The 13609-nt window shown below is 60.8% G+C and carries 6 protein-coding genes; 1 reads left to right on the forward strand and 5 read right to left on the reverse strand.

Features of this window, described 5'->3' with window-relative positions; translation table 11 throughout:
* Nucleotides 1-27: 27 nt before the first annotated feature.
* The 5 genes from H1B37_RS12505 to H1B37_RS12525 all read right to left on the reverse strand — a co-directional run bounded on the left by H1B37_RS12505 (nucleotide 28) and on the right by H1B37_RS12525 (nucleotide 11087).
* Nucleotides 28-2427 (reverse strand): hypothetical protein, encoded by a 2400-nt coding sequence (locus tag H1B37_RS12505; RefSeq protein WP_182866991.1) that lies wholly within the window; start codon nucleotides 2425-2427, stop codon nucleotides 28-30.
* The gene (locus H1B37_RS12510; protein ID WP_182866992.1) at nucleotides 2424-4691 is read right to left on the reverse strand and encodes a BatA domain-containing protein; all 2268 of its coding nucleotides are present in this window, start codon (nucleotides 4689-4691) and stop codon (nucleotides 2424-2426) included. Before H1B37_RS12510 ends, H1B37_RS12505 begins: the two co-directional genes overlap by 4 nt.
* Complete coding sequence (locus H1B37_RS12515; protein WP_182866993.1) at nucleotides 4688-5596, reverse strand: DUF58 domain-containing protein; 909 nt, start codon at nucleotides 5594-5596, stop codon at nucleotides 4688-4690. The genes H1B37_RS12510 and H1B37_RS12515 overlap by 4 nt, the downstream gene beginning before the upstream one ends.
* A gap of 939 nt (nucleotides 5597-6535) precedes the next feature.
* Nucleotides 6536-7981 carry a DUF1501 domain-containing protein gene (locus H1B37_RS12520; RefSeq protein ID WP_182866994.1) on the reverse strand — a complete coding sequence of 482 codons (1446 nt, stop codon included), beginning with the start codon at nucleotides 7979-7981 and terminating at the stop codon, nucleotides 6536-6538.
* Nucleotides 7971-11087 (reverse strand): PSD1 and planctomycete cytochrome C domain-containing protein, encoded by a 3117-nt coding sequence (locus H1B37_RS12525; protein ID WP_182866995.1) that lies wholly within the window; start codon nucleotides 11085-11087, stop codon nucleotides 7971-7973. The genes H1B37_RS12520 and H1B37_RS12525 overlap by 11 nt, the downstream gene beginning before the upstream one ends.
* 434 nt (nucleotides 11088-11521) lie before the next feature.
* Here H1B37_RS12525 and H1B37_RS34380 point away from each other — a divergent pair, with 434 nt between their 5' ends.
* A complete protein-coding gene (locus tag H1B37_RS34380) occupies nucleotides 11522-13501 on the forward strand; it encodes an agmatine deiminase family protein (RefSeq protein WP_182866996.1) in 1980 nt (659 codons plus the stop codon).
* Nucleotides 13502-13609: the final 108 nt, after the last annotated feature.

Genomic DNA, 13609 nt, shown 5'->3' on the forward strand with positions numbered 1-13609 from the left:
TGATTCCTGTCCGTTGATTCCTGTCCGTTAGACCAATCCGGATCGCTTGCGACACCACCATTCGATGGTCAGCAGCGCGATGATCAACCAAAACCAGAGGTAAGACTGCCACAGCACCGTGTCGGTTTCGATGACCGTTCCGCTGGAAAGCGGTTTCAGCAGTTCCAACATGCGACCGGCATCGGATTCATGGATATAGGTGCCTTCGCCGGCCGATGCGATTTGGCGCAGCGAGTCTTCGTCCAAACTCATCCGTTGCATTTCGGCATTGTCACCTTCGGTGACCCAAATCGGCGTCGACGCCAACAGCGCCGATTCGTCGAATCCGCTGGCGCGAATTCGGATCGAGTACTCGCCGCCGGGCAGCGGCGGGACGTCGCCGGCATAGGTGCCGCGACTGGGATTATCGACGCCCAGCGGAACCGTGGCGACGACATTGCCGTCGTGCATGACCAGGGCATCGACGGTGGCGTCGACGACGGGGTTGCCGCGAACGTCACGCAACCGGGCGCGGACGGACACCGATTCGCCGTCGCGGTATTCGACCTTGTCGGTTCCGATCGAAACGTATTGGTCGCTGGCCGAAAACGGCGGCTCCATCGCCGCGACGACCAACTGATTCCAAAACCGCGCGTGGAACCGGTCGGCCACCTTGTACCGCCATCGCCAGGTTTGATCGGATGCGAAATAAAACACCCGCCCCGCCCCGTACATGCGTGTCGCCAGCCAAGGCATGCGGGTGCCGTTGTCCAAGACCGCTTCGCCCCAGGCCTCGGCGCCTTCGCTCAATTCAACGTTCGCGGTCCAAGTGGGCGAGGGCAACGAGCGCCAGAACGCATCCAATTGGTCGGTTTGGTCGATCAAGCCGAGTGCCGGTTGTTCCAGCCCCGCGGGGGTCGCTTGCAACCGGTCGGGCATCGGCGGTGGGCCGCTGCCCCGATAACGCACCGGCATCAATTCGCCGAACTCGGTGGCCGCCAGCGGGCGCAGTTTCCCGAATCGCCCGTCGATGATCACCAAACCGCCGCCGGCGGCGACGAATCGTGACACAAGCCCGCGGTCGGCGGTGGTGAATTGAGGCGAATCGATTTCGCCCAACAGAATCGCATCGTACTGCGCCATCGCCTCGGCGGAGTCGGGAAATTGCCCCGGCGAATCGCCCCGCGGCAACTTCGGAGTGGACGTCCCGGGGCCGAACAAGACCACGTCGGTCTGCCAGGCGGGGTCACGCACGAACAGGTTCTTCAGATAGCGGGTTTCCCAGCGGCTGGATCCGTCGACGATCAACAGCCGACGATTACGCGTCGATGCGGCCACGCGAAAGTGCGACAGGTTATTGTCGGCCGAATAATCCGGGCCGCTGGATTCCACCTTGGCGACCAAACGCAACACTTCGTTGGTTCGGTTGATGCCGCGTGGGGAACGAGCACGCAATCGACCAACCAGTTCAACGACATCAATTTCGAAGGGCACCGATTGCCGAGGCGTGTCCGTGATGCGGATCTGTTGTTGCCACACGGTCTGGCCGTCGGATTCGATTCGGACCAGCACCGGTTCGCCTTGTCGGCCGAACTGTTTCACGACGACCTGGCCGGCCAGCTTGCCTTCGGCAGCGACGGTTTCGGGGCGGATGACTTCGACGATGCCGACGTCCGGTGGTTCGTCGACCGAACCGAATCCGAGTGTATTGACCGTGGTCCCGCCGCCGGCGAGTTGTTTTGCGACCGAAGGTGCGGGCCGTTCCAATCGTTTTGCGGTGTCGGTGTCGCGTCCATCGGTCATCAGCACGATCGCGGCGCGGCGGACCGAATCGACGTCGTCGCCGGAGGTCGACCGGCTTACGTCATCGACGGCGGCATCCAAATTGATCGTCGACAGAATCGATTGAAGCGGACGCGAAAGATTGGTTGCCGGTCCGTCGGCCGACCAGTCCAATGCCGTGGGCAATTCGGACGGGTCATCGGACGACCAGATCGAAATGGGATCGGAATCACTGAACGCGATGATATCGATCGCATGAGTCTTGTGGATCTGTTCCAGCCAGCCCGGTTCGGTCGCGTCGCCCAACAGGGCCGCCGAAACACGTTGCAGCCGATTGTCGGCGGCGGAATTCGATTGGCTGTCGGTGAGCGACATGCTGCGTGAGGTGTCGACCGCAAACACCACTCGCCCGAGTGTGCCGATGACTTGTCGCCGATGCCAAACCGGCCCCGCCAAAATGAACACGACCAGCGCGACCGCCGTCCCGCGCAGGGCCGGCAACAGGTACTGGTACGGTGGCCGGATCGAGCGTGTTTCTCGCGCGTAAAGCACAACCACGGCGACGACGGCGACCAACGCCAACACGGCAACCAGCGGGGCGGGCAGATCGCCGGCAAAACGGATCGATGCAAGCAGTGTGGAAGCGGCAAGGCCTGAAACCATCATGGTGTGCCTCCCGTGATTCTTCGCCGCGCGAGCAGGTTCTGCTGCAACCACAGCTCGGCGATTAAAGCCACCAACAGGACGACCAAGATCACGCGCCAGAGCTCGCGTCCGAACGAACGCGAACGGTCGGCGTCTTGCAACACGGCAGCCGACTCGAAAACACCCGCGTTCAAAATCGTTGCCAATGCCTGCTGGCGTTCTTCACTCACGTCGACCAACAGCGATTCCGAAGCGTCCACGGTGGCGATTCGCATGATTTCGGCGACGGCAACTTTGTCTGGATCTTGCAGGTCGGTCACGCGTTTTTGAATCGTGTATACACCGGGTGCATAGGTCGCGGTCAGCCGGATCGGATCGCCGGCGGTGGGCGGCTGAATCTCGAATTGCCCACTCGGCGTGCGGGCGGAGTACGCGGTGCGAGTTTGCGATGTCGGGTCGACGTTCAAAACCGGCCAGTCCTGTTCAGCGATCACGATCGGTTGCCCGACTTGGATCATCGCGTCACTCCGTTTGCCGGCCAAGTCCAGAACCAGTTGTTGGACCAGTGGCAGAAACACGGGACGCAGCGGCAGATTGGTCCAGGCCGCGCCCGCAGAAACCGCAAACTGCACGACTGTGCCTTCGCCGACGGCATCCATCACCGCCAACGGGGCTCCATCGGTGGTGCGGAGCAAAACGATGCGACGGGTCGAATCTCGCTGATCCGCCTGGTCGATCCCCAGCGAGCGGTAGGCGAACAAGTCGACGCCGGAAAACGGGTTGGTGTCGCCCCGCGATAGGATTTTCCAGGGCTGGTAGAGCGTCGTGGGCTGGTCGATCGCGAAGGATTGCTCGGGGGCAGCGGAGTCGACGTCGACTTGGCCGACAATCTCGCCCAGCGTCGCCGGAAAGGTCAACTCGGCATCGTCGCCCCGCCAGAGTTGATTGTAGAGGTCAGGACGCACGTTTCGCCCGTCAAAAACCACCAACGCGCCACCCTGGTCGACGAAGGTGGCGAGTCGTTGCCTGGCGGCATCGGGAAGTTTTCCGACGCCGCAGAGGATGACGACGCGAGGTTGGTGTTCGGCAAAGGCAGAGTCCAACTGTTTGGGTGACACGACGGCGGCGCGAACCGGATCGGGGCGATCATCGCCGCCGAAGGCAAACGGGCTGAGCGCGATCGCCAGAAAGTCGGCTTGGCCACCGAGCGGCTCCTTGCTGGGACCGCCTTCGACCAACAACACGTTGACTTCATCGATCACCTCCACCGCGACACGTCGGGTATTGTCGTCGACCAGCACGTCACCCCGATCGATCGTCGCAGCGACTTCGTGGATCCCGGCTCGGTCGATGGTGTGTGTCAGCCGATTGGTCGACGTTGATTTCGCATCGATCGAGACCACGCGGGGTTCCAGCGGTTTTCCGTCGATCGACCAGATCAGCCGCAAGTCGTTGGCGGGAAGGTCGGACGAATTCCGCAGCGTTGCCGTGTACACGCCCGATCGCCCGCTGACGACGACCGGAGAATCGATCGAGACCGCATCGACCGAGACGTTGGCCAGATCGTCCCAGCGGGAACCCACGTCCAACAGGTCGATGACCAGCCGCGTTCCGCCCTCGGTTTCCGCCGCCATCCGATTGGTTTCGGCGATCCGACGGGCGGCTTCCAACGTCGCGGTGTCGACGGCGCCGGATTGAAAGTCCGACACGACCAGAATCTGACGCCGGGGATACGATCCCTCTTCGGACGCGACGATGGCCGCATCGATCAGTTGGCCGATCGAGACGGCGTTGCCCTGGGAATCAATCTTGCGAAGCTTGGCCAACGCATCCGAAACGCCCATCTTGGAAGCGACGGCCCCCAAGCGCGAACTGCGAACCAGCATCACTTCGTCACGCCGCGTCAGATCGCCCAGCACCGTGCGAATCTCCTGCTTGGCGATCTCGATTCGCGACGGTTCGCCCGGCGGCGTTGCCGACATGCTGCGCGAATCGTCGATCGCGATGACCAACGTTTTCGGGGCATCACCGGCCAGGGCGCGAAGCCCCGTCCAAACCGGCCGGGCCAGACAGAACGCCAGCAGCACCGGGATCGCACATCGCAGCAGCAACAGCAACAAATTGGTCACTTGCATCCGCCGCCGATTGACCCGCACCACACTTTCCAACAAGTACATCGCGCCCCAGTCAACCGTCTTGAATCGGCTGCGGAAGAACAGATGGATGACCAGCGGGATCGTGAACGCCAGCGCACCGAACGCCAACGCGGCATTGAGAAGACTCATCGAATCGTCCGTCTCCTGGCCGCCACATACTCGTGCAAGACATCGACGAAGGGCTGGTCGGTGGTGATCGGAATCAAATCCACGCGGCTGCGTCGGCTGGCTTCGCGCAAGGCTTCGTTGTGCTCGGTCAAACGATGTTGGTACGCATCGCGAATCGATGCGGCATCGACGGTCTGCTCGTCGATCGCGGATTCCAAGTCGCGGAATTGGATTCGCCCCGAAAACGGAAACTCGACTTCGTCGGGATCCAGGATCTGGAAAAAGATGATCTCGTGCTTGTTGGCTCGGAACTGTGCCAGCGACCGAGAGATCGATTCGGCGTCACCCATCGAATCGGAAAGGATCACGATCAATCCGCGTCGTCCGACTTTGGGAACGATCTTGCGAAACACGCCCCCCAAGTCCGTCTCGCGGCGTGATTGTTCGGCGACCAGCGCCGACAAGATCGGTTGCAAGTGTGACGGGCGGCTTCGCAGTGGGACCTGTTGGCGGAGGTCGTTGTCGAAGGTCACCAAGCCGACGGGATCTTGCTGGCCGAGCATGAAGTAGGCGAACGCGGCGGCCAGCCGAGTCGCATACTCGTGCTTGGACAATCCCTCAAAGCTGCGGGTGCCCTTGTACGCCATCGAACCGCTCTGGTCGACCAGCAGATGGCAGCGCAGATTCGTTTCTTCTTCGTATTGGCGGATGTACAAGCGATCGCTCTTGCCGAACACCTTCCAGTCAATATTCTTCAGCTCGTCGCCTTGGACATATTGGCGGTGTTCCTTGAATTCGACGCTGAACCCTTTATGGGGGGATCGGTGCCGTCCACTACAGTAGCCTTCGACGATTTCCCGCGCCAGGATTTGCAGCCGCGCGACGCGCGACAGTTCCTTCGGTTTGACGAAATCCAAAATCCGCATGGGGGGCTCGGGCGGGTGGGCTGGAGGTGATGGGTTGGGGACGATTGGTTCGGTGCTCTGGCGGGTGCCCGCTACGCGGTCAGGGGAGAACAGTTGGGGACAACGGTTCTACACTTTCCCGCCCCGCTGGGCGCGGCTGACGGTGCTCCGGCGGGTGCCGCTACGCGGCCAGGGGAGAACAGTTGGGACAACGGTTCTACACTTTCCCGCCCCGCTGGGTGCGGCTGACGGTGCTCCGGCGGGTGCCCGCTACGCGGTCACGGGAGAACAGTTGGGGACAACGGTTCTACACTTTCCCGCCCCGCTGGGCGGGACGCCACTCGAATCAACGGTCACGGGTCACGATTATACCCTGTGCCCCGGTGTGGATTCCGCGAGATCGGCGAAGTTCCTGGGCCCGAAAGGAAGCGATCGACCCGCGAAACATGCATTGTGCTTCATTTGCCACGGCCTACCAACGCGGAAGTGACATTCCGATATGCCAATTGGTCACATTTGGGAAACGGGCGATAGAAGTCTCGGTGCTGGAGCTGCATCGTATTCGCGATCGCGAGATACACGAAGAGCGCCCCGAGGCCCACGAGTCCAAAGCGATCGACACCGCTTTTCGATCCCCTGCTGACTCGGTCGGGCTTCAAGCCGCAATAGACCAAGTGATGGGCCCACAACGGCGTGAAAAACACCATCGAGCCGATCAGCCGAGATGTCACCAGGAATCGAATGGCATCGTTGATCGTCAATGTACAACGTCGGGTTTCAAGAGGAACGCGGAGCAGCATACGGCGATCTCGATCCGCCATGACCCCACGCTGCCCTTCATAACGGATGGCCGCTGGAGGTGGTGCGATGGCTAAACTTGATGTCCACAACCACATCCGTGGGGCCGCGCTGCTATCGGTGGGCTTCATTCTCGGCGACAAGGGTGTCGTGCCGAAGGGATCACGCCAGGATTTCGTTGACGACGCGGGCCGGGCGACCGGCGGTCAAGATTTCTTGGCGGCCGTTGTGGTGAAAGACCAGATCGTTCCAGTCCAATCCGAATTGGTGCAACAACGTCGCCTGGTAATCGTTCGGCGTGACCTTGTTTTCGATCACGCGGTGGCCGAAATCGTCGGTCGCACCGAACGTCATCCCCGGTTTGATGCCACCGCCGGCTAACCACATGCTGAACCCTTGACCGTTGTGGTCGCGGCCGTCCTTCTCCGGAGCACCCTGATTTTGTGTCACCGGCAGCCGACCGATCTCGCCACCCCAATGCACCATCACGTCGTCCAACATGCCACGTTGTTTGAGGTCCTGGACCAAGGCGGCCGAGGGCTTGTCGGTCTTGCGGCAAATCGCCGGCAATGCCGTCCCCAAGTTGCTGTGGTTGTCCCAGGGCTGGCCGTTGAGGAATAACTGCACGAACCGAACGCCACGTTCGACCAGCCGCCGCGCGATCAAGCAACGCGTTCCGTATTCTCTCGTTGCATCGTCGTTGATTCCGTATAACTCGTGCGTCGCCTTGGTTTCTTTGGCGATGTCCAACGCTTCGGCCGCCGCCGTTTGCATCCGGGCGGCCAATTCATAGCTGGCGATCCGGGCTTCCAAGTCACCGGCGCCGGGGAACCGCCGGGCATGGTTGCGATTGAGTGCTTGCAGGAAATCCAAGTTCTGCCGTTGCGGAACGCCCTGCAGATGGGCCGGCGCATCCAAATTTAAAATCCGCGGCTCCTTGGGACGCAGCACCGTGCCTTGATACAGTGCGGGCATGAAGCCGCTGGACCAATTGTGGGTGCCGTCGACGGGATGCCCGCCCGGATCAGTCAGCACCATGTATGCGGGCAACTCCTGTGTTTCGCTGCCCAGCCCATACAACAACCACGACGCCATGTGGGCTCGCCCGGTGACGCCGGGGATTCCGCCGTGGAAGTAGCGGATCGACACTTCATGCCCGTTCGCGCCGGTGTGCATGCTGCGGATCAAGCAGATGTCGTCGACAATTTTTGCCGTTTCGGGCAACAACTCGGAAAGCGCCGTCCCGCACTGGCCGTGTTTGGCGAACTTCCAGCGGGTGCCCATCAGTTTCTTGCTGGCTTCGTTGACGAAACTGAATCCGACTTCGCCATCGTACTGCGTGCCGTCGTACTTGGTCAGCTCCGGTTTGGGATCGGTCAAGTCCATGTGCGAGGGGCCGCCGTGCTGGAACAGCGAGATCATCGCCTTGGCCTTGGGCGGATGGTGCGTCGTCTTGAGATCCAAGTCGAACGACAGCGGTTCTTTGGGAACGTTCTTCGGTTTCGCCGCCGCCTGTTCTTGCTGCAGCAACCAGGTCAGCGCGACTGACCCGATCCCCAAGGCCTGGCGATTTAAGAAACAGCGGCGTGTGACGGCTTCATTCCACATACAAGAACTCGTTGGAACTGAGGAGCGATTGACACAGGTTGGTCATCGCCTGGGAAACACTTGTTCGTCCCGGCGGAACGGCCTCCGGCATCGAATCCATCGTCCGGATCTGATCGGCAATGAATTCGATGGCCATCGTCAATTCATGATTGCTGGGTGGCCGGTTGTAGGCGAGTTCCCAAGCTCGAGCGATCTGACCGGGGACTGCATCGGCGGAGACCGCGGGGCCGGCAAACTCGGTTTGTGAAGTGAACGTCGCCTCCGATCCGTCTGGTGCGGTCAACGTGATCGTCACCGGCCAAGTGAAGGAGTCCGAACTGTGGTTGGTGCGACAGTCGGTGATCATGTCGATCGTGTCGCCGGATCGAACGTCGATTGAATCCAGCTTCGTCTCGGCACCGCCGTTGTGCGCGACCCACTGGCCGACCACCCCCGACCGATTTGTCACGATGCGTCCCCGCACCCCGTCGCCATTCTTTGCCGGATGATGCAGTTTTCCGCTGATCGAAACGACACCATCGTGCGGCGCCACCCAACGACGAATCACGGAGCGATCGGCGCCATCGGGGTGTCCACCGGCGGCGTTCACATGCACCCAACCCAGGTCGGCGTCGGGCAGTTTTTCTCCGCCGCTGTAGTGTGTGCCGGTGAAGTGCGGAAACGCGGTGAATTCGGTCCGGCCGGCGTCTTCGTCGAAACGACCAAAACCATACTGCCAGCGGCTGGGTTTGGGATCGGGCAGCTCGGGTAGCGATGCGAGTTGTTCGTTGGGGACCGGTCGAGCCTCGCGGGCCGCGCGGTCGGCCAACTTGGCGGATTGGTCAAGAATGAATTGTCCGTTCAGCAGCATCAACGATTGCGTCGCCACTGTCGAATGGACTCTGTTTTCGCAATTGGTTTCCATCACCGGTGCGTCAAACGTCTGCAGCAGTGCGACGGGACGGCTGCGGCGATTCTGGATGTACAGACTGCGCCGGGACTGTGGCCCGTCGACGACGACTTGGCCCGTTTCGTCTTCCTTGATCTTGACCGGCGGCCCGAACAGCTGGCGATCCAGCGAACCCGATGCGGCCAACATGCGATCGCGAATCGTTTCCGCTTCCAACCGTCGCAAGGTTCTGGCGTATGGATTCGGGGATGTCGGAACCACGCGTTGCCGCCACAACGCCGACGACAGGATCGTGCGGTGCAGACGTTTCAGACTCCACCGCTGGTCGATGAACTCGGCCGCCAGCCAATCGAGTAATTGTGGGTCGGATGGCGTCGCACCGAGTTTGCCGAACTCGCCAGGTGTGGCCACCAGCCCTTTGCCGAAGTGATGCATCCAGATGCGATTGACAATCACGCGGGCCAGCAACGGGTTGTCGCGATCGGTCAACCAGCGGGCAAAGGCCAGTCGACGTCCCGTTGATGGCAGCGTGGGGTCATCGATCGGAAACACCACGTGATGCCCTTCGGGGGAGGCGACTTGTGGTGCGGCCGGTGCGACGGTTTGCTTCGGTTGGCCCGGGTCGCCACGATGAAACAATTTTGTTTCCGGGACGTGTCCGGCCGGTTCGACGAGCGCACGCACGAACTGTTCGGCCGGCTTCTTGGCACGCACCTCGGCGATCCGTTTGCTGATCTCGGCCAATTGTGTCTTCGATTCGGGAATGTACTGGTACAGATTGCCCGGTGTGATGTTGACGCTGGGGTTGGCCGCCAGCAGTTTCTTTTGCTCTTCGGTTCGCTGTTTTGCGGGAGTTTCGTAGGCCTTGCGCAGCGAGGTTCGCAGCGGTTCATCGAAGTTGAGCAACTCTTTGTCGAGCGCCTGCTTCATGTACTCATCTTGTCGCTGTTTCCTCTCCTGCTCGACCGTCTTGGCCTCGGCTTCCACCTGGGCGGCTTGTTCGCGGTCGGCTGCGGTGTACAGGGAGATCAATCGCGCGTTGGGCGTCTTCCAGGCTTTCCAATCGAGCGCGGGTTCGAACACCGCACGCAGCGCGTAGTAGTCGGTTTGCAGGATCGGATCGTAGCGATGGTCATGGCACTGGGCGCAGTGAAAACTGGTGCCCATCAGCGATGTTCCCACGATTTTGATCGTGTCGATCATCACTTGGTTGCGTGCTTCGTCGTTGTTGGCTCCGTTGCCGGTTCCGTCGGCGGCCATCCTTAGAAATCCGGTTGCGGTCAGCAGTTCGATTTGTTCGTCCGTCAGATCGCCGTCACGCTCCCCCGCCAGTTCGTCACCGGCCAACTGCTCGATGATGAATCGGTCAAAGGGTTTGTCATCGTTGAACGCTCGAATGACCCAGTCGCGGTACTTCCATGCCCACGCACGTTCTTGGTCGGCGACGGTGTAGCCTTCGGAATCGGCGTAGCCCGCGACGTCCAACCAGTGCCTCGCCCAGCGTTCGCCGTAGTGCGGGGAATCGAGCAATTCGGTCAGCAAGTGGTCGTACCAATCATCACGCGGATCCTCACGCCAGCGTTGCACTTGATCGGCCGAAGGGGGCAGTCCGATCAAATCGAAAAAGGCGCGGATGACCAGCGTGGTGCGGTCCGCCTGGGGTTCGAAAGCGCTTTCGTGTCCCGCCATCGATTGCAAAACGATCGCATCGATCGGGTTGGCGCCCCCGGAATGATCGGTCATCGTCGCGACGCTCTCGGGTGCGATCGGTTGGTAGGCCCAATAGGCGCGTTCTTCGGGGGTGATCCCCAATCCGGGGGCGATCGAATCGGGTTCCGGGCGTGCCGTCGGGGCACCTGCGGCGATCCACCGCCGCAGGATCTCCGCCTGATCATCGGGGACGTTGTGGTCGCCCGGAGGCATTTCGCCCGACAGGACGCGCTCAAACACCAAGCTTTCCTCGGGTTGGCCGGGCACGATCGCCGTACCGCTGTCCCCCCCGTCTTTCATCAGCCGAACCAGGCGCAGGTCCAAGCCGCCTTCGAGTTCCGCGGTGGCCCCGTGGCAGTCGAAGCAGTGGGCGCGAAAAATCGGGCGGATGTGTTGTTCGTAGGTCAAGTCCGTCGACGGTGCTGCATCGGCCGAAAACAACCGGGCGCATGAAACCCAAGGGCTCATGCAGATCAACAGCATGGTCAAAAACGATGTGCGGGTCATCGTCGATGTCTCGAGAGAGCGAGTGGGGTGGGAATCGGACGACTTTAGCGAACCGCTCGGCTCGACCGGGACGTCCCGATTGAACCCCCAGCATAATCGAAACCGAAGCCCGGCGTCACTCCACCGGTCTCCCCGGAAATGCGGACAAGGGCGTCCCCAAAAGATTGGTTGCAGAACGAGGGCATCGCGATAATGTGGGCGCGACAGGCTTTTGCCCAATCTTTTTGCCCCCCTTGATTTCCACCGAAACCGAAACCGGGTCGGGATGGTTTAACAACGAATCAGATGAAACTTACTGTGATGGCCATCTTGGTTTTCAAAGCAATCTTCGAAACATTCGAGTGGTCATGGGTGGGGTTGGATTCGTGAAACGATGGTCTTCAGTCGGTCTTGCGATTTTCTTAGGTGCCCTGGCGGTGGGATTTGCCAGAGGCGTGAGCAACCGATCGGACCAATCGGAAAACTCCATTCCAGCTACCGCGTCAGAGAAAACGGACACGGACGCACACGTCGAAGCGCTGGAACTGAGTCTGACGGCAGCGGATGCCTTCGCGAGACGCTCGCTCGAAGAGGTGATGGCATCGCAGGAGGCCGTTTTGACGGACCTGGCTCGGGCATATGGCAACGAATCCGATCCGACGTTCGCCCAGACGTTTCTCTCCACCTCCGGCGAGACCTATTCCCAGTACGTAGAGAATCAACATTACAGAAAAAGCGATCAGGTCGCAAACGTCCTGTTCCGGCTCGGGCAAACACGGTTCTTGCAAGGCGATGGAGCGCAGGCCATCGACGCGTTGAACCGATCGATCGCAGCGCCGTCGATCGCCCGCGATCCGAAGCTTCGGTCCAGGGTGCTCAATATGCGTGGGTGCGTCCATGTATCGTTGGGAGACTGGGAGCGTGGCACCGCCGATTTTCAAGAGAGCTTTACGAGTCTGGTCGGACAATCCGACAGTCGGCGACTCGCCGCGATTGCATTGCGAAACCTGTGCTATGCCACACAGGCAGGAGGCATCGATGGCAAGGACTACTTACGCAAGGCGATCGAGTTTCTCTCACCCTGGTCCGAATCCAAATCGCTGACCATCGAGCACGAAATGCTGGTCGATTTTCGCGCCGAACTCTGTTTGCTGCTGCTCGTCGATGGTGATCACGCATTGGCACAACGCGTCAGTGACCAGATTCAAATCGATCTCGAGTCGCTGTTGGCGAAGACTCAGAATCTGGCGAAACGCCAGGCGCATCGCTATCGGTACGAAGACGCCTTGCTGCAGATCCGAGCGTGCACCGGAGCGATCGCAGCGAAGGCAGTGCACGACGATCAACCTGAGGTCTCGGATGGGCGTCCTGCTCTCCAGTGGCGGCCCCTGGTCGATCTCCGCAGTGAACTCGTCGCCGCCGATCGACTGCTGCACGGAACGATGGCCGGGGAATTTGAGCGTCAGGCGAGTTTTGCGCTCGCCTGGTGCTCCTTCGATTGGACCGAACGGATCGTAACCCGCATCGCCAAACATCTGTGCGAACACGCCGATTTGGTCATTGTTGCCGACAACCCGGATTCGCTCAAACGAGCCGGGCGGTCGCTGGCCGAGGCGGGGGTCGACCTGAACCGTGTGGACTTTCGGATGCTGGAAACCGAGGTCCCTTGGTTTCGTGATTGCGGACCGATTGCTTCCCGCTCTCCAAGCGGCCAATCGATTTGGTTCGATTCGCAATTGACTCGGCGCAACACCGATTTCCGACCGATCTGTGATTCACTGCCCGAACGCATCGTGAATCTGGCAACCACGCTGATCAGCCGCACGCCGCTGCGCGTCGAGGGCGGCATGCTCGCATCAAATGGTCGCGGGTTGACGATCACGTCCCAGGCGATGCTGCAAAAAAATGCCGAGTATGGATTTTCGGCCCAGGCGATCACGGATGAACTGAAGCGGATCACCGGCGCAACGGAATTGGTAGTCGTCCCATCGTTGGAAAGCGAACCGACCGCGCACGTCGACATGTTTCTGACGTTTGTGGCCCCCGACACGGTCGTCGTCGGACAGTATTCCGATGCCGGGGATCCCAATGCCGACGTGCTCGACGAAGTCGCCAAGCAGCTTGCCGAAGTCGTTCATGACGGGCAAAGGCTGCGTGTGCATCGCGTGCCCATGCCGCCGCGAACCGATGACCACTTCCGGACCTACACCAATGTCGTCTTCGGCAACGGAACCTTGTTGGTTCCCTCGTATACCGGGCACGAACGCCTGGAAGCCGAGGTCCGGCAGACCTATCAAACACTCTTGCCGGATTGGGAAATCGCATTCATCGACTGCACCCGCGTCATCGAGCTTGACGGTGCCCTGCATTGCCTGGTGGCCAATCTGGGGCCGGCAGGATTGGACGGTCCCCGAACCACGGAACAGGAACGGTGACGATGGAATCGATCGTCTAAGTGACGGATTTGATCGTAGCGGAAGTCGCCACGAGTTTTGCAGGCCGCGGGCCCCCGCTGGCGTTTGCTTGCTGCCCAAACGCCGTCT

The organism is Stieleria mannarensis, from assembly GCF_014154935.1.
Taxonomy (GTDB): Bacteria; Planctomycetota; Planctomycetia; order Pirellulales; family Pirellulaceae; genus Stieleria; species Stieleria mannarensis.

Bases quoted from the DNA above. Each gene is read 5' to 3' on its own strand.
- H1B37_RS12505 (WP_182866991.1), bottom strand. From the start codon at position 2,427: ATGATGGTTTCAGGCCTTGCCGCTTCCACACTGCTTGCATCGATCCGT.
- H1B37_RS12510 (WP_182866992.1), bottom strand. From the start codon at position 4,691: ATGAGTCTTCTCAATGCCGCGTTGGCGTTCGGTGCGCTGGCGTTCACG.
- H1B37_RS12515 (WP_182866993.1), bottom strand. From the start codon at position 5,596: ATGCGGATTTTGGATTTCGTCAAACCGAAGGAACTGTCGCGCGTCGCG.
- H1B37_RS12520 (WP_182866994.1), bottom strand. From the start codon at position 7,981: ATGTGGAATGAAGCCGTCACACGCCGCTGTTTCTTAAATCGCCAGGCC.
- H1B37_RS12525 (WP_182866995.1), bottom strand. From the start codon at position 11,087: ATGACCCGCACATCGTTTTTGACCATGCTGTTGATCTGCATGAGCCCT.